Annotated in this window: 16 protein-coding genes and 1 pseudogene; 2 read left to right on the top strand and 15 right to left on the bottom strand. The window is 68.0% G+C overall.

The genetic code is table 11. The features are described 5' to 3' along the window. Positions 1 to 161: 161 nt before the first annotated feature. The 12 genes and pseudogenes from BA022_RS19040 to BA022_RS04340 all read right to left on the bottom strand — a co-directional run. Positions 162 to 329 (bottom strand): annotated as a pseudogene (locus BA022_RS19040) (IS3 family transposase); the annotation flags it as partial. A 47-nt stretch (positions 330 to 376) separates the two neighbouring features. Continuing rightward, a complete protein-coding gene (modD, locus tag BA022_RS04390) occupies positions 377 to 1285 on the bottom strand; it encodes a ModD protein (RefSeq protein WP_088886648.1) in 909 nt (302 codons plus the stop codon). Continuing rightward, positions 1282 to 1944: a molybdate ABC transporter permease subunit gene (modB, locus tag BA022_RS04385; protein ID WP_088886647.1), complete on the bottom strand. Its 663-nt coding sequence runs from the start codon at positions 1942 to 1944 to the stop codon at positions 1282 to 1284. Before modB ends, modD begins: the two co-directional genes overlap by 4 nt. Positions 1945 to 1947: 3 nt before the next feature. Beyond that, positions 1948 to 2664, bottom strand: a complete 717-nt coding sequence (gene modA, locus BA022_RS04380) for a molybdate ABC transporter substrate-binding protein (RefSeq protein ID WP_228403697.1) — start codon at positions 2662 to 2664, stop codon at positions 1948 to 1950. Between the two features lie 23 nt (positions 2665 to 2687). Next, positions 2688 to 3527, bottom strand: coding sequence for a DUF364 domain-containing protein (locus BA022_RS04375; RefSeq protein WP_088886646.1), 840 nt, complete (start codon positions 3525 to 3527; stop codon positions 2688 to 2690). Further along, a complete protein-coding gene (locus BA022_RS04370) occupies positions 3521 to 4327 on the bottom strand; it encodes a class I SAM-dependent methyltransferase (RefSeq protein WP_088886645.1) in 807 nt (268 codons plus the stop codon). The genes BA022_RS04375 and BA022_RS04370 overlap by 7 nt, the downstream gene beginning before the upstream one ends. Beyond that, positions 4324 to 5085 (bottom strand): ABC transporter ATP-binding protein, encoded by a 762-nt coding sequence (locus BA022_RS04365; protein WP_088886644.1) that lies wholly within the window; start codon positions 5083 to 5085, stop codon positions 4324 to 4326. Before BA022_RS04365 ends, BA022_RS04370 begins: the two co-directional genes overlap by 4 nt. Further along, positions 5082 to 6074 carry a FecCD family ABC transporter permease gene (locus BA022_RS04360; protein ID WP_187306012.1) on the bottom strand — a complete coding sequence of 331 codons (993 nt, stop codon included), beginning with the start codon at positions 6072 to 6074 and terminating at the stop codon, positions 5082 to 5084. The genes BA022_RS04365 and BA022_RS04360 overlap by 4 nt, the downstream gene beginning before the upstream one ends. 64 nt (positions 6075 to 6138) lie before the next feature. Further along, the gene (locus BA022_RS04355; RefSeq protein WP_187306011.1) at positions 6139 to 7221 is read right to left on the bottom strand and encodes an ABC transporter substrate-binding protein; all 1083 of its coding nucleotides are present in this window, start codon (positions 7219 to 7221) and stop codon (positions 6139 to 6141) included. Then, positions 7221 to 7775 (bottom strand): DUF2478 domain-containing protein, encoded by a 555-nt coding sequence (locus BA022_RS04350; RefSeq protein ID WP_228403695.1) that lies wholly within the window; start codon positions 7773 to 7775, stop codon positions 7221 to 7223. Before BA022_RS04350 ends, BA022_RS04355 begins: the two co-directional genes overlap by 1 nt. After that, a complete protein-coding gene (locus tag BA022_RS04345; protein ID WP_088886640.1) occupies positions 7756 to 9726 on the bottom strand; it encodes a TonB-dependent receptor plug domain-containing protein in 1971 nt (656 codons plus the stop codon). Before BA022_RS04345 ends, BA022_RS04350 begins: the two co-directional genes overlap by 20 nt. A gap of 169 nt (positions 9727 to 9895) precedes the next feature. Further along, on the bottom strand, positions 9896 to 10678 hold the full coding sequence (locus BA022_RS04340; protein ID WP_148665121.1) for a hypothetical protein: 783 nt from the start codon (positions 10676 to 10678) through the stop codon (positions 9896 to 9898). Between the two features lie 148 nt (positions 10679 to 10826). Between BA022_RS04340 and BA022_RS19280 the strand changes: the two genes are divergently transcribed. Together BA022_RS19280 and BA022_RS04330 are read left to right on the top strand one after the other, a co-directional pair. After that, positions 10827 to 10997 (top strand): hypothetical protein, encoded by a 171-nt coding sequence (locus BA022_RS19280; RefSeq protein ID WP_187306010.1) that lies wholly within the window; start codon positions 10827 to 10829, stop codon positions 10995 to 10997. Next, complete coding sequence (locus BA022_RS04330) at positions 10994 to 11302, top strand: helix-turn-helix domain-containing protein (protein WP_088886638.1); 309 nt, start codon at positions 10994 to 10996, stop codon at positions 11300 to 11302. Before BA022_RS19280 ends, BA022_RS04330 begins: the two co-directional genes overlap by 4 nt. On the opposite strand, the gene BA022_RS04325 is transcribed toward BA022_RS04330, so the two are convergent. The 3 genes from BA022_RS04325 to edd form a co-directional block, all read right to left on the bottom strand. Beyond that, the gene (locus BA022_RS04325) at positions 11229 to 12455 is read right to left on the bottom strand and encodes a tyrosine-type recombinase/integrase (RefSeq protein ID WP_088886637.1); all 1227 of its coding nucleotides are present in this window, start codon (positions 12453 to 12455) and stop codon (positions 11229 to 11231) included. The genes BA022_RS04330 and BA022_RS04325 overlap by 74 nt on opposite strands. A gap of 314 nt (positions 12456 to 12769) precedes the next feature. Further along, the gene (gene eda, locus BA022_RS04320) at positions 12770 to 13417 is read right to left on the bottom strand and encodes a bifunctional 4-hydroxy-2-oxoglutarate aldolase/2-dehydro-3-deoxy-phosphogluconate aldolase (protein ID WP_011805291.1); all 648 of its coding nucleotides are present in this window, start codon (positions 13415 to 13417) and stop codon (positions 12770 to 12772) included. After that, positions 13408 to 15225, bottom strand: coding sequence for a phosphogluconate dehydratase (gene edd / locus BA022_RS04315; RefSeq protein WP_088886636.1), 1818 nt, complete (start codon positions 15223 to 15225; stop codon positions 13408 to 13410). Before edd ends, eda begins: the two co-directional genes overlap by 10 nt. Positions 15226 to 15313 lie beyond the last annotated feature (88 nt).

The following is a 15313-nucleotide window of genomic DNA, read 5'->3' as shown; positions in this document are numbered from 1 at the left end:
TTGGTTAGTAGAGCAGTAAAGCTCGATTTATAGCCGATGCGCGCTCCTTGTCGTCGTTCGGTGCGTTCTGAAGGGGGTGCAGCACTTCTACTTGTTTCAAACGGGAGGGTTGTTGATTTCCACGCAGAAGCCACAAATCCCCAGGAAGGGCAGATTCGCGTGGAAATCGACACGCAGGCGGCCGCCTGCTCAGATGCCGGCACGACTGCCTCGCCTGCGGAGACGGTGGTTAAAGCACCCCGGCGCTCAAGGGCGCGCCACTGGAACAGCGGTTCAGCCAAGACGCCTTCCTGGCCAGCAGCCAGCGACACGCTGATGCCTGGTGGACGGGGCCTGTAAGTCAAGGGGATATCTCACCGGGAATACGGGGGCAATATCAGCTCAGCGTCGGATTGCATTTAGCGAAAACCGCATAGCTTGACGGATCCTCCCTTTGCAAGGGTTGCATAGCCACACCCACGTCGGCCGGTGAGGCGTAGTGCAAGCTGCTCGTGACAAGCGCATGCACGCCGCTGGTCGCATACTGGACCGCATTGCCCGCATGGATGCCGCCCGCAGCCAGCAGCTGCACCCGAGGGTACAGCGCCCGCAGGCGCGGGCACCAGGCGCGCAGGTCCTCGGGCGCGGCCTTGTCGAACTGCACCGCGTCTGCGCCCGCGGCCACAGCGCTTAGCGCCTCCTCCAGCGTATGGGCCTCCACCACGCATTTCTTCTCGGTGAGCGCCGGTGCCGCAGCCGCCAGGCGTTCCGCCAGGGCTTCCCAGCCACTCAGCAGCGCGCGGTGCTGGGGAAACACCAGCACCGTCTCCCCTACGCCCAGGCGGTGCGGAAACGCGCCGCCGCTCAGGGTGGCCTTGAGCGCGATGCGGCGCAGCCCCGGCGCGTGTTTGCGCGTGGTGAGCACGGCCACGCCTGGTGCGGCGGCCTGCACCGCTCGCACCATGCGTGCGGTGGCGCCGGCCACGCCGCAGGCGTATTCCAGCAGGTTCTGTGCCACCTTCCAGGCGCGCAGCAGGCCGGCCGCATCGCCCGTGGCGGCCAGCAGCACATCGCCCGCAGCCACATGCGTGCCGCTCGGCAACAGGGCCTCTACCCGCCCGCCGCAATGGTGCACGATGCGCGCTGCCTCCTCGGTGCAGGCGGCCACGGCTTCACCGCGCACCGTGAAGCGCATGCGCGCCTGCCCGTCGCCCACGGCGAGCAGGTGGGTGGTCAGATCCACGAGCGGTGCGTCCTCGGCAATCCAGGCGTCTATCGTGGCGTGGTCAAAAAATACGGAATTCATAACGCTCCCCATCGGCGCAAAACGAAGAAGGCCAGCAGGGCCATGCCCGCCAGCAGCAGCGACAACGCGTTGGCACAGGCCAGGTTGCCGTCCATGACATGGTTGTAGATGGCCAGCGACAGCGTCTCGGTGCGCCCGGCGATGTTGCCGCCCAACATGAGCGACAGCCCCACCTCGCCCAGGCCGCGCCCGCCCGCCAGCACGAGCCCGGCCGCCACGCCCCGGCGGCCCAGCGGCACCTCGATGCGCCAGAACACGCTCCAGGGCCGGTGCCCGAGCAGCGCCGCCGCCTCGCGCACGCGCGACGGTACACCCGCGAACGCTGCCTGCGCGGGCTTGACCATGAGCGGCAGCCCGGCGACGAAGGCCGCTATCACCAGCCCCGTTTGCGTGAACACTATCTCGGGCCGCAGCAGAGGCGGCAGCCACTGCGTGAGCCAACCCTGCCGCCCGAGCAGCAGCAGCAAGCCATAGCCCAGCACGATGGGCGGGAACACCAGCGGCAGCGTGACCAGCGCGTCGAGCAGCCCGCGCCCCGCGAAGCGCCTGCGCGCCAGCAGCCAGGCCAGGGCCGTGCCCAGCACCAGTTGCAGGCCCATGCTCCAAGCCACCACGGCGAAGGTGAGCGGCAGCGGCGCTCCCGGGCAGGCTCCCCACATGCCTCACATGCCGTGGCGTTCGAGCACGCGCCGCGCGGCGGGCGAAGCCAGATAGTCGAGAAAGGCGCGCGCGGCGGCCCCGTCGGCACGGCCCTGGAGCACGCCCACGCTCAGCTCGATGGGCGCGTAGCAGTCCTGCGGCGCGTCGATGCTGGCACCCGCGCGGCCCTGCAGCGCCAGCGCCTCGGTGCGGTTGACGAAGCCCGCGTCCACCTCGCCCGTGGCGACATAGGCGCCCACCTGGGGCACTGTGGCGACCTCCAGCAGGCGGCCCTGCAGCGGCTGCGCCAGGCCCAGGCGCTCCAGGCAGGTGGCGGCCGCTTTGCCATAGACGGCCTTCGTGCGGTCGGGCAGCGCGATGCGCTTGAAGCGCGGCTCGCGCAGCTCGCCCAGCGAAGCGATGGCCTGCCCGCGCGCCGCCACCAGTACCAGCTGGCCCGTGCCCAGGTGCTGGAAGCGCTCGGCCAGCCCCATGGGCTCCAGGAAGGCGCGGTCGCCGATCAGCAGCGCGATGCCCGGGTTCTGCCTGGCCTGCGTCTCCACCTGCTTCATGTTGCCGAAGCTTGCCTCGGCGCGGATGCCGCTGGACTGCGTGAAGTCCTCCAGCAGCTGCATCACTGGCCGGCGGTAGCCCGCCCCGGCAGCGACCAGCAGCGTATCGGCCCAGGCATTGGCGGCCAGAAGGAAGGCCATGCAGGCCAGCAGACAACGTTGCAGCATGAGAAAAGACTCCTTTGAAAACACTAAACACACAGGCACACGCGCTCCACCGACTTGCCGAAGAAGTGGTAGCCCGAGCCCCCTTCGGCCAGCAGGTCGAGCAGTTCGGCGGGCGCACGCACGCGCGTGCCGCCCACCACGGTGACGCCCCGGCGCGCGAACGGCGCCGCGCGCAGGGTGGCCGTGGGCCCCACCACCGCAGCCTGCGCGCCGGGGCACAGGTGGCGCAGCAGGCCGTCCAGCGTGCCGTTGACCAGGGTCGTGCCCGTGGTGATGAGCACGTCGGCCCGGGCCACGACCTCGGGCGCGCGCTGCGCGGGAACGTAGAACGGCAGCTCCTCGGGCTTGAGGGTCGCGGGGTCGAGTTCGAGCACGTGGAAGGGCTGTCCGGCGCGCCGCAAGGCGCGCAGGTAGGGCGGAAAAGCGCCAACGAGGGCCACTTGCTGGCCGGGCGCGATGGCCAACGCGTCGAACGCATCGCCCTGCGCCACGCGCACGCCGGGCGGCGGGCCGTCCCGCTGCCACAGCGTCTCGGCCAGCGCATTCAGCGTTGCGATGGCCAGCGCCCGGCGCAGGTCCTGCGGGCGGTGCAGGTCCTGCAGCACCTCGGCCGCGCTGCGCCCTGCGATGCGGCCCGGCACGGGCATGGCCTGGGCGGAGCTGGGGCAGCACACGGCGTCGGGCACGCTCTTGACCGGGGTGGCGCACAGGCCGCCCACCCCGTTGTCGAGCTGCACGCCCGTGAAGAAGATGCCCAGCACGGCGCGCGCGATATGCAGACGCTCCAGGGCCTGCACGCCCAGCGCGTCCCGCACATCGGCATGCAACTCGGCCAGCAGGCCGTCGGGACTGGCGTTCAGCATGGCTCCTTCTCCCAGGAGATGAAGGCCCAGCGCATGGGCTGGCCCGCGCGCTCGGCGGGCGTGGCGCGCCCGTACCAGGCGCGCAGGCGCGCGGTTTCCTGCTCGTCCAGCCGGCCCAGCGACCACGCCACGCGGCGGGCGTATTCGTCGAAGTCCGGCGCATCGGCCAGGCGGCTTTCCTGCGTGATGTAGGACAGGCCGGGGTGGATGCCGATGCGGTGCAGGATGTTCACGACGTAGATGTAGTCCGGCATGGCGGTGAGGCTGCGGCCGATCACGCGCTGGATCGCCGGGTCGATGAAATGCCCGCCCACCGGGTGCGTGAGGTACACGCGCCGCCGCGCCTTGGCGTCGATCTGGGCCAGCGCCGCGGCGATGTCGTCCACCAGCGTGGCCCGCGAGGCGACGGCGATGTCGCACACGGGCACGTCGCTCCAGTCATCTTCCCAGGCGCGGTGCAGCGTCTCGACGTGGGTGAAGCCCTGTGCGGCCGCCTGCGCGCGCAGGGCCTCCAGCATGGCGGCGCTGTAGTCCAGCCCCACCACGCGCCGCAGCCTTGGGGCCACGGCCAGCGCGATGGTGCCGGGGCCACAGCCCACGTCGAGCAGCGATTCGGCGCCCGCCAGGTCCATGCGCGCGACGAAGTCCTGCGTGTAGCCGCTGCGCTGCGCCCTGGCGGCCATGCCGGCGGCACGTGAGTCCCAGTCGCTGGCGGTCTTGCGCGTGCGCTGGGCCGCGCCTGTGGCAAGGGCCAGATGGTCGCGGTACAGGCGGCCGAAGTCGATGGTGTCCATGGTCATGCTGTCATCCTGTTCAAGGTGGTGGCAACGGCGCTTTCGCTCACGCCGTAGAGCGCGGCCAGCGCCGCCGGGGTGGCGGTGGCGTGCGGCGCGCCGATGGCCGCCAGGCGCCCGCCGCCCAGCAGCGCAATGCGGTCGGCGATGCGCAGTGCGTGTTCGGGCTGGTGCGTGGTCATGAGCACGGCCATGCCGCCTGCGCGCAGGCGCTCGATGTGCTCCAGCACGCGAATCTGGTTGCCGAAGTCCAGGCTGGCCGTGGGCTCGTCCATCACCAGCAGCGCGGGCTGCTGCACGAGCGCGCGGGCGATCAGCGCCAGCTGCCGCTCGCCGCCGCTGATGGCGGTGTAGCTGCTGGTGCGCAGGCGGGCGATGCCCAGCATCTCCAGGCACTGCCGCGCCAGCTGCCGGTCATGTGCGCCCGGCGCGGAAAAGCGCCCCACGCGCGCGGCGCGGCCCATGAGCACCACGTCTTCCACGGTGAAGGGGAACAGCCCCGCGTGCGCCTGCGGCACATAGCCCACATGCTGGGCAAAGGCGGCGCGCGGCCAGGCGGCCACGTTCTGCCCGTTGCAACGCACCTCGCCCGCCAGCGGCGGCAGCATGCCCAGCAGCGTGCGCAAGAGCGTGGTCTTGCCGCTGCCGTTGGCGCCCAGCAGGCACAGCACCTCGCCAGGCGCCAGCGCGAAGGAAAGCCCCCGCGCCACGCAGCGCCTGCCGTGGCCCACGGACAGTTCGCACGCCTCCAGCACGGCGTTCATTCGCGCCCCCCGGAGCGGGCCAGCAAGAACAGGAAGAACGGCGCACCCACCAGCGCGGTGAGGATGCCCAGCGGCAGCTCGATCGACGCCGCGGTGCGCGCCAGCGTGTCGGCCGCCACCAGAAAGCCGCCGCCCAGCAGCAGCGACGCGGGCAGCAGCCGCGAGAATTCCGGCCCCACCAGCAGCCGCGCCACATGCGGCACCACCAGCCCCACCCAGCCCACGATGCCCGCCAGCGACACGGCCGCCGCCGTGGCCAGCGTGGCCGCGGCCACCAGCACCAGGCGCAGGCGCCCCACGGCCACGCCCAGCGCCTGGGCCTCCTCGTCGGGCAGGGACAGCAGGTTGATGCGCCAGCGCAGCAGCGCCAGCGGCACCAGCCCGGCGAGCAGCGCGGGCGCGGTGGCGGCCAGGTCTGCTGGCGTGACGGCGTTCAGCCCGCCCAGCAGCCAGAAGGTGATGGACGGCAGTTGCGTGGTGGGATCGGCCAGGATCTTGATGAGCGAGATGCCCGCGCCCAGCAGCGCGCCCACGGCCACGCCGGCCAGCACCAGCACCAGCACCGGGTCGTGCCGGCGCACCAGGCCCGCCACCGCCAACACCACCCCGACGGCCAGCAGCCCGCCCACGAAGGCCAGCGCCTGTACCGCCACGATGGGCACGCCCGCGTAGATGGCGACGACCGCGCCCAGCCCCGCACCGGCCGACACGCCCAGGATGTCGGGCGAGACCAGCGGGTTGCGGAACATGCCCTGGTAGGCCGCACCGGCCGCCGCCAGCGCCGCGCCCACCAGCAGCCCCGCGGCCACGCGCGGCAGGCGGATGTTCCACACCACCGTCTCCACGGCCGGCGGCAGGCCCGAGTCGCCCCCCGTGAGGCGCGCGGCCACGGCGCGCCACAGCTCGCCCGGCGCAACGGGAAACTTGCCCAAGGCGAAGGCCACCAGCACCATAACCGCGAGCAGCGCCACGGCCAGCAACCAGCGCATCGGCAATGCTATAAAAATAGCAGCAGTTTGCGCTTTATGGACGGGCGCTATAGCCCGATTTGACTCAAACCCCACCCGCACCCTCCAGCAAGCCCCGCACGGCCTGCGCCGACAGGCTGGCGCCGTAGAACGACTGGTAGAAGCGCCGCACCGCCTCGGGCAGGGGCTCCAACTCGCGCAGCGCCGGGTGTCCGGGGTGCAGGCGCTCCAGCAGCCAGCGCACGCCGATCAGCCGGTTGACGCCGGGCGGCCCGTCCAGCCAGCCGAAGGGCAGCGCGGGCGCGCAGTGCACCCGGCCGGCGCGCACGGCGGCAAGGTCGCGCCACAGCGGGTCCGTAAGCGCCCGGCGCGCGAAGGCGGCATCCTGCGTGACGATGACCTCGGGGTTCCACCGCAGCAGCTGCTCCAGCGACACGCGCGTGAGCGAGCCCTGGCCCGCCTCGGCCGCCACGTTGCGGCCCGCACAGAAGTCCAGTAGCTCCACGTTGATGGAGCCGGCCAGCCCCGTCTCCAGCCCGTCCGCGCCGCGCCCGTAGTAGACGCGCGGGCGCCCGGCGGGAGGCACGCTGGCGCGCACCCGCTCGGCCAGGGCGAGGGCCGCCTCGGCATCGCGGGCCAGCCGCTCGCCGCGCTCGGCCACGCCCAGCAGGCGCCCCACCTCGCGCAGCTGCGCGGCGTGGTCGGCGATGCGGCCCTGCACCAGCAGCGTGGGCAGGCCGGTCTGCTCGCTCACGCGGCGCACGCCGGAGACATAGGTGGCATCGGCCGTGCCCGCGTCGATCACCAGGTCGGGCGCCAGCTGCAGCAGCGACTCGAGCGGCACCGTGCTGCCACGCCCCGACAGACGCCCCGTGTGCGGCAGCGCGCGCAGCCGGGGCCCTAGCAGCGCACGCGCCGCGTCGCCCAACGGGGTGGGCCAGCCCAAGAGTTTCTCCGGCGCCAGCGTCGCCACCAGCATGCCCGCGGGCGGGCCCGCGGCGAACACCTTGCGCACCTGCGGCGGCGCGGGCAGCGCACCAAAGCGCGCCACGACCACGCCGCCGCTGGCTCGCGCCGCACTCCCCGGCTCCCCTGTTGTCTCCTCGCGCGCCTGCACGCGCGCGGCCGCCAGGGCCAGCGGCAGTTGCAGCAGCCAGCGCCGCCGCATCAGGCGCCCCCCGCATGCGCGGCGCGGCCCGCGGCCAGCGTGAACCAGGCCTGCAGCGCGGACAGACGCGCGGGCAGTTCATCGCCCATGCCACCCGTGAAACGGCGCCAGGCATCCAGGTGCCGGTGCGCCACCACGGTGAGCACAGGGATGCCCGCATCCGCCAGCGCCGCCATCTCGGCGGCAAAGCCCCCGCCGGTGGACTCCAGTTCGCCGAAGCGGTTGGTGACGACCAGCTGCACCCGGTCGGCCAACGCCTGGCGCAGCACCCCGCTGGCCCGCGCCATCCCACCAGGGTCGAGGCTGCAGGCCCGCGAAAGCGGCCCGAGGTCTTGCGAGATGGAGAACACCTGGCCCGTGCGCAGGTCCACGAGCTGCATGCGCGGCTTGCCGCCGCCCTCGGCCGGCAGGCGCCGCTGCGCCAGGCCGCCCACGCGCCAGCCCAGACCCTGCAGGCCCTGGCAGAAGTCGGCCAGCAGGGCGTCGGCGGCGTCGCCGTGGTCCATGTCGCCGGGAACGACGACGGCCGCCAGATCAGAAACGATAGGTGCCATTGATGTACCAGAAGCGGCCCGGCATGGGGTAGCCGTCGGCCAGTTCGTACCACTTGTCGCCCAGGTTGTTCACACTGAAGTCCAGCGCGAAGTCCTTGACGGGCTTGTAGACCGCCTTGAGCCCGGCGGTGCCGAAGCCGCCCAGTTGGCGGTAGGTGCCGCCGTCGAAGTTGACGCGGCGGCCCTGCTCTGCCTCCAGCGTGGCGCGCAGCTCCCACTGCGCGCTGGGCAGCCAGTTGAGCGCGGCGAACAGGCGGTGGCGCGGCGTTTCGGTCAGCGTCACGCGGCGGTCGCTCAGGTTGGTGCGGTCCAGATAGGTGTAGCTCGCGTTCATGCTCCACTGGGCCGACAGTTGCTGGGCCAGCGACAGCTCCAGCCCCATGTTGCGCGTGCGGCCCACGTTCTGCGCCTGGTTGCAGGTGCTGCCGCCGCAGGCGCTGGAGGGCACCACCACCGTCTGGATCTGGTCGTTCATGCGACTGTAGAACACCGCCGCCTGCCCCCGGCCACCCGGCCAGGGCTGGCCGCTCACACCCAGCTCCAGGTGGTTGGCCGTCTCGGGCCGGAGGTCGGGGTTGGGCAGCGCCCGGCCCATGCGGGCCGAGTAGCGGTCCTTGATGGTGGGAAAGCGCGTCTTGTGCGAGGCGATGGCATACACCTCGTCGCCGGACTGGGTGAGCGCATAGCTCAAACGGGCCAGGCCGTTGGTGGCGTCGGCGGAGCCCTTGGGCCATTGGTGGACCTTCTTGGCATCGCGTTTTTCGTGGCTCATGCCCAGGCTCAGCTGCCAGCGCTCGGACAGCGTGATGGTGTCCTCGGCCACCAGCGAGGTGGTCACGTCGCGGTAGAACTTGCCCTCGTCGTCATGCTCGTCGCGTTTGTAGTGCGCGGCAAAGCGCAGCTCATGCCCCTGGAGACTGTAGTTGGCCCACTCGACGGTGGCGCCCTTGCTCGTGTCCTTATAGCTGCTGGTCGGGTCGTGCTGCGTGTAGCCCGCGTCCCGGTACATGTCCAGGCCGTTTTTGTAGGTGTCGTGGTACAGGCGGGTCTTGAGCACGTTGTTGCTGCCGATGCGCGTGGTGCTCAGGAAGTAGACGCTGTCCTTGTCCCAGTACGGCCAGCGCCAGTAGCGTACGGCATTCTTCTGCGCGGAGGTGCCGGTGTACACCGGGTTGCCCTTCTCGCCCTCCTGGCGCACGTAGCCCAGGGCGTATTCATCGGTGGCGTTCGGAGTGAGGCCCAGCTTGAAGGACAGGCGTTTGTCGGTGCGGTAGGCGTTCTCGCGGCGGCTGCCGGTGTCCGTGGGATTGCGCTTGTAGTCCTTGAACCCCTTGGGCAGCGGGAAGCCGTCCGCGTCCAGGTACGAGGCGCCCAGTTGGTAGTACCAGAGGCCCTGGTTGCCGCCCAGGTTGACGGCCGCCTTGCGCGTCTGGCCCGCACCCAGCCCCAGGCGCGCATCGCCCTCGAAGGCCTTGACCGGCTTGCGCGTGACGAGGTTGATCGCCCCGCCCAGCGTGTTGGGGCCGTACAGCAGCGACGCGCCTGCCTTGGCGACACGGATCTCGGCCAGGTCGAAGGTGGTGAAGCGGCCGAAGTCCACATAACCGTCATAGGGCACGTACAGCGGCACGCCGTCCACATAGACCGGCACCTGGCGCGCATCGAAGCCGCGCAGATAGAGCATTTCCTCGTTGCGGCTGTTGCGCGTCAGGCTCACACCAGGCAGCAGGCGCACGGCATCGGCCACGGTGTCGGCGTTGTTGCGCGTTATCTCGTCCTGTGTCAGCTGTGTCTCGGCGGAAGCCTCGCCAAATGCCGTTTCGCCGACCACAGTCACAGTTCCCAGTTCGAACACGCCATCGGCAGCGGCTACGTGATCAGCCGTAGCGCACAAGCCTAAGGCCACCAGCGTGGATGTGAGTGGTTTAAGGAGCAGTCTCACGTTGGTCATGTCAGGAAAGTGATGAGTGTTTTTGAGTTCATTTCGCTATTCCAAATATGAATAGCGGTAGAGGAAAAAAAAGCTGTGGCTGGAATAGCCATCAGCATCAGTGCAATGCGCCAAATATACATTTCTGAGACTAGTCGCTTTTGATCTACTTCCCGATGACTGATAAGGATCAGTAAAAAACCTTCACTTTGCACAAGCGCAGCAGGTAAAAGAGCTGCGGCCCCTTCGAATTCCTGAACCAATCAAAAGGGCTCTGGTGCACAAATCCAAGTTTTGACGCTATTCCCCAATCCTCAGACGCGGTTAAGCTGCCCCACTTGTTTGCCGTCCCGTAGCTTTCAAACGTATGCGCAGGTAGAAGAATCCACTTCTTCAGATGGGCACACCGCTGCTCTTCTTCCGGCGGCATCACCGCAATCGCCTTCTTCACAAGGCATTTGAAGACGCCCATGGGAGCGTAGGATGGGCGGTCGAGCGTCAGCTTGACGGTGTTGGTCGCCTCGTCAAGTTCGTGGCGGGCATCGTTCACGCCCATGTAGATCTGGAAATCATGACGCACGCTGCCCGCTCCCTTGGCGCCATCCATAGGCTTCGCGCTGGCGTCGATACGGAACTCCTTGTCGTTGGACTTGATGGAAGGGACACCATCCTTACCCTTGACGCGCCCCAGGGTTCTCCATGGCAAAGTCCATTTGCCGAAGTCGTCTTCGACCCACTTGGCGAAGTGCCCATTGAAGGCATCGCATTCCTCGTGGTCGACGAGCCAGTCGTTACCGACCTGGTCGGGAATGGCATGGGCCACCTTTCTGAACTTGACCTGTGGCTCGGCCAAGCCGCAGTACCGGCAAACTCGCTTGGACTTGTCGCCTAGATAGACACGTTCGCTATTTGTTTCATTCTGGCATTCCGTCGGCCTTGCTCCGGAAAATTTCGCATTGGGATCGGGGGACATTCGTCATTGATGCCAGGATGCGCGCGCCCTTCTGCGCCCAAGCACGCCCACGCGGGTTTTGTCTGCATGCGTCGCACCGGACAATTTGTTCCTCAAGGCCCTCGATCCTTCCCGGCATCGATGGCCTTCTTCAGCGGAGGTCATCGTCATGGGCAATGCCAGTCAATGGGTGCTGATCAAGCGTTTGACCGAGATCACCGGCTACAGTGAAAACGCGGTGCGTCGCAAGGCCAAGAACGGCGCGTGGATGAGCAACAGCGTCATCACGCTCCATGTGCGTGAGATCCGCGAGTCCGATCAGCAAGGCGGTATGGCATGACCGACGAAACGATCAATGCCGAACAGTGCGCCGAACTCCTGCACTGCACCGAGCAGCGAGTGGAAGAACTGACCCGGACGGGCGAGCTGCCGGGGATGAAGTTCGGGCGCGGTTGGATTTACGTGAAGACCGACTTGCTGGCCTACATTGCCGACCGCGCCAGGAAGGAGGCAGAGGAAAGGCGCCAGGACCTCAATGCAAGAAAGGCGGTCCCGCGCCTGGATATGCCCTTCAGGCCGCGGCGGCAGACGCCCCCGCCGCTTCCGGTGCCGGCCAAAGCCGTTGGGCAAGGTCCACGCCCCTAAAGCTGGCATAACGCTGGGCCATCACCGACCCCGGCTTCCATCCCATGATCTTGTTCAGTTCCTCCAGACGGAACATGTCGCGTCCGTCTGCGTCTTTCAGCTCCAGCCACCGGCATGTCGCTTCGTGCCTCAGGTCGTGTTCGTGGAGTCCAACAATGTCCATGTACTCGAAAGCGATCCTGAAACGGAACGACAGCCGCGAACTGGCCCGCGTCAAGCCCTTCTTGCCTTTCTCCACGCCCTCCTCTTCGAGAAACGGGAAAACTAGCGCACCACGCTCAAACGGCGGCCGGCTCGCAAAGTAGGAGGAAAGCGCCTGATGCACTTCGGGACGCATCGGCACATCCCGAAAGGAAATTTTCCCTCGCCACTGCTTTGTCTCCTTGACGCGGATCACCTTGTTCTCCATGTCAATCTGCACCCTGGTCAGCGTGTAGGCCTCCCTCAGTCGCAGTCCAGTGTTGAGGATCAACAGGTACAGGGTCAGCAATGCATCGCCGCCCTTGAGTTCCAGACCACGCGCACGATCCGGCCGCTCGTAGCCCGACAACACCGTCAGAATCTTCTCGTGCTCTCCAGGCAGCAGGCGCCTATCGCGTACCTCGCTCACCTTCACCTTGCCGCCCTTGGCTTTCACCATCTGGGCATCGACGTCGGAATAGGTCGAGTAGCCCTTGGGCAGCAGCTTCACCGGGTTGCTGATCTTCACGTCCAGGTTGTGGCGCAGATACTCATCGATGGCCCGGCTGAGCGCCTGAATTCGGTGCTTGATGGACGTGGGCGACAGATTTTTTTCCACCTTCAGAGTGCGGAGATAGCCGGTCAACCACTTGTAGCTAGCCTCTGAAAACCGCACCGCCCCCACCTCGCGCGTCAGCGTCTTGAGGGTGAGAATTTGCGTAGGCGCTGCGAAGCCGCTGTCCGACCACTCCCCAAGAATGCGGGACAAGCGCACGCCCTCGCCGGGAGATGTCGGGGTGGTCAGCTCTGCCGGCGGGAGGATGTCCGCGTGCTTCATCAGCTTCCACTGCTGCCCGTAGGCAATGGCCTCACCCTCGGTGTCAAAGGTGAAGTACTTGCGTCCGTTCGGGAGCGATGGGTGCCTCAGCCCTATTTCCCATTTCCCGGATGGTTTCAGTCGGGGTTTTGCCACGCGATCCTCTAGACTTTATGACCTGAATAAGATGAATCATCGCATGATCTGATTGAGTTACAGCCGCCATTTTGTGGCGTCTTCCGTCATTTTTCGGGCATTTTGAGGCGTTTCAGCGGCACCGTAATCTATATAAATTGTTGATTTATAAGTATTTTAAAATCATGGCGATTGTCTCAATCGACTACAAGATTGAATTGATCGAGCGCAAGAGCGATGCCGGCGCAGGCACCGGTCTGCGCTAGTTTGCTCTTTCTTTAATAGCTGTTAGCGCTTATCCACAAAGCGCTACAGCCCATTTTTACTTGTATTCATCAAACCCGCTGCAACGCGCTGGCTTCGCGCGCTAGACGGGTGATGCGGGACCAGTCGCCCTGCTCCAGCGCATCCGCGGGCACCAGCCACGACCCGCCCACGCAGGCCACGTTCTTGAGCGCCAGAAACTCCGCCGCATTGCCGGGCTGGATTCCACCCGTCGGACAGAACGCCACGTCGCCAAACGGCCCCTGCCACGCTTTCAGCATGGCCGTACCGCCCGCCTGCACCGCAGGGAAGAACTTGAGCGCAGAGAAGCCCTCTTCCTGCGCCGTCATGATCTCGCTGCCCGTGGCCACGCCCGGCAGCAGCGGCAAGCCCGCATCGCGGCAGGCGCGGCCTACGGCGGGCGTAAAACCCGGACTGACGGCAAACCGCGCCCCGGCGCGCGCGGCAGCAGCTGCATCAGCACTGGTGCGTACGGTGCCTGCGCCGACCACGGCATCGGGCACTTCCGCGGCGATGGCCCGCATGCATTCGAGGGCTTGCGGCGTGCGCAACGTCACCTCCAGCATGCGGATACCACCGGCGACCAGCGCGCGCGCCATCGGCACGGCATGCCGCACGTCGTGCAGAACGATGACCGGGATCACGGGCGCATCGCGCATCACATCGAGCGCCGTGAGGGTGGGTTGCGTCACAGCCATGTGCAGGCTCCCTCTTCCGCGCTGAGCGCATTGCGCCGCATGCCGGCGAACAGTTCGCGCCCCCAACCGCGTGCGTTGTCCTGCAGCAAGCCAGGCGGCACGGTGGCAGGCGTGCGCGCCTGCCATTCGGCCGCATCGACCAGCACATCGAGCGTGCCCGCCACGGCATCCAGCCGGATGACGTCACCGTCGCGCACCAGCGCCAGCGGGCCGCCGGCATGCGCCTCGGGCGATGCGTGGATGGCCGCAGGCACCTTGCCCGAGGCGCCGCTCATGCGGCCGTCGGTGACCAGCGCCACCTTGTAGCCCTTGCCCTGCAGCACGGCCAGCGGCGGGGTGAGCTTGTGCAGTTCTGGCATGCCATTGGCCTGGGGACCCTGCCAGCGCACCACGCAGACCACGTCCCGGTCCAGTTCGCCGGCCTGGAAGGCCTGCTGCAGTTCGCCCTGCGAGGCAAACACGCGTGCAGGCGCCTGCACCACATGCCGGTCGGGCGGCACGGCGGAGACCTTGATCACGCTGCGCCCCAGGTTGCCCGACAGCAGCTTGAGGCCGCCCGTGGCGCTGAAAGGGTCGGCCGCAGGGCGCAGCACGCTGTCGTCACGCGAGGCGCCGATGTCGGCCCAGTGCAGCTGCTGATCGGCGGTTCCCTGCGGCTCGCGCGTGTATTCGCGGATACCTCCAGGGCGAACGGTGAGCACGTCCTCATGCATCAGCCCGGCATCGAGCAGCTCGCGGATCACATAGCCGGGGCCGCCGGCGGCCTGGAACTGGTTCACGTCCGCGCTGCCGTTGGGGTACACGCGCGCCAGCAACGGCACGACGGCGGACAGGGCGGAAAAGTCGTCCCAGTCGATCACGAGGCCCGCCGCGCGCGCCACAGCCACCCAGTGGATCAGGTGGTTGGTGGATCCTCCCGTGGCCAGCAGCGTCACCATGGCGTTGACGATAGCGCGCTCGTCTACCACGCGCCCGATAGGTGGGCATGACGCCCCCTTGTCGCCAAGCACCGTGCGTGCGGCCTCGCGCGTGAGTTCCTGGCGCAGCGCCTGGCCCGGGTTCACGAAGGCCGTGCCCGGCACATGCAGGCCCATGGCCTCCAGCATCATCTGGTTGCTGTTGGCCGTGCCGTAGAAGGTGCAGGTGCCCGGCGAGTGGTAAGCGGCCATCTCGGCCTCCAGCAGTTCACCGCGGCCCACCAGACCTTGCGCGGCCTGCTCTCGCACCTTGGCCTTGGCGCTGTTGGACAGGCCCGAAGTCATCGGCCCCGCCGGCACGAACACCGTGGGCAGATGGCCGAACTGCAGCGCACCCACCAGCAGACCAGGCACGATCTTGTCGCACACACCGAGCATGAGCGCGCCATCGAACACGTCGTGGCTCAGCGCCACGGCCGTGGCCATGGCGATCACGTCGCGGCTGAACAGGCTCAACTCCATGCCGGGTGTGCCCTGCGTCACGCCATCGCACATGGCGGGTACGCCGCCGGCCACCTGGGCCGTGGCCCCGCGCTTGCGCACCTCGTCCTTGATCAGGTCCGGGTAATGCTGCAGCGGCGCATGGGCCGACAACATGTCGTTGTACGCCGTGACGATGCCGATGTTGGGTGCCTTCTGGACCACCACACGCAGCTTGTCGTTGCCAGGCATGCCGGCGAAGGCGTGGGCCACATTGGCGCAACCCAGGCGGTCTGCACCGCGGTCGCGGCGCGCCTGGAACTCAAGCTGCTGCAGATAGGCGCCGCGCGTAGGGGCGCTGCGCTGACGGATGCGCTCGGTGACGGTGTGGACGGTGTCGTGCAGGGACATGCTGGGTGGCGCGAGGGCGGCTGTGGGAAGGTTGCAGAAAACGACTGCGGGCAAGCATTGCCCCCGGAATCCTACGCGCCAGTGGGCG

Origin of the sequence: Diaphorobacter nitroreducens (assembly GCF_002214645.1) — a bacterium.
GTDB lineage: Bacteria > Pseudomonadota > Gammaproteobacteria > Burkholderiales > Burkholderiaceae_C > Diaphorobacter > Diaphorobacter nitroreducens.
Note: the sequence above shows the minus strand (reverse complement) of the source record. Positions and strands in the feature narration are given on the sequence as shown.

Excerpts from the sequence above, each read along its gene's own strand:
- modB (WP_088886647.1), bottom strand. The coding sequence starts at position 1,944 with ATGTGGGGAGCCTGCCCGGGAGCGCCGCTGCCGCTCACCTTCGCCGTG.
- BA022_RS04360 (WP_187306012.1), bottom strand. The coding sequence starts at position 6,074 with ATGCGCTGGTTGCTGGCCGTGGCGCTGCTCGCGGTTATGGTGCTGGTG.
- BA022_RS04340 (WP_148665121.1), bottom strand. The coding sequence starts at position 10,678 with ATGTCCCCCGATCCCAATGCGAAATTTTCCGGAGCAAGGCCGACGGAA.
- BA022_RS19280 (WP_187306010.1), top strand. The coding sequence starts at position 10,827 with ATGGGCAATGCCAGTCAATGGGTGCTGATCAAGCGTTTGACCGAGATC.
- BA022_RS04365 (WP_088886644.1), bottom strand. The coding sequence starts at position 5,085 with ATGAACGCCGTGCTGGAGGCGTGCGAACTGTCCGTGGGCCACGGCAGG.
- BA022_RS04375 (WP_088886646.1), bottom strand. The coding sequence starts at position 3,527 with ATGCTGAACGCCAGTCCCGACGGCCTGCTGGCCGAGTTGCATGCCGAT.
- modA (WP_228403697.1), bottom strand. The coding sequence starts at position 2,664 with ATGCTGCAACGTTGTCTGCTGGCCTGCATGGCCTTCCTTCTGGCCGCC.
- BA022_RS04370 (WP_088886645.1), bottom strand. The coding sequence starts at position 4,327 with ATGACCATGGACACCATCGACTTCGGCCGCCTGTACCGCGACCATCTG.
- BA022_RS04330 (WP_088886638.1), top strand. The coding sequence starts at position 10,994 with ATGACCGACGAAACGATCAATGCCGAACAGTGCGCCGAACTCCTGCAC.
- edd (WP_088886636.1), bottom strand. The coding sequence starts at position 15,225 with ATGTCCCTGCACGACACCGTCCACACCGTCACCGAGCGCATCCGTCAG.
- BA022_RS04345 (WP_088886640.1), bottom strand. The coding sequence starts at position 9,726 with ATGACCAACGTGAGACTGCTCCTTAAACCACTCACATCCACGCTGGTG.
- modD (WP_088886648.1), bottom strand. The coding sequence starts at position 1,285 with ATGAATTCCGTATTTTTTGACCACGCCACGATAGACGCCTGGATTGCC.
- eda (WP_011805291.1), bottom strand. The coding sequence starts at position 13,417 with ATGGCTGTGACGCAACCCACCCTCACGGCGCTCGATGTGATGCGCGAT.
- BA022_RS04355 (WP_187306011.1), bottom strand. The coding sequence starts at position 7,221 with ATGCGGCGGCGCTGGCTGCTGCAACTGCCGCTGGCCCTGGCGGCCGCG.
- BA022_RS04350 (WP_228403695.1), bottom strand. The coding sequence starts at position 7,775 with ATGGCACCTATCGTTTCTGATCTGGCGGCCGTCGTCGTTCCCGGCGAC.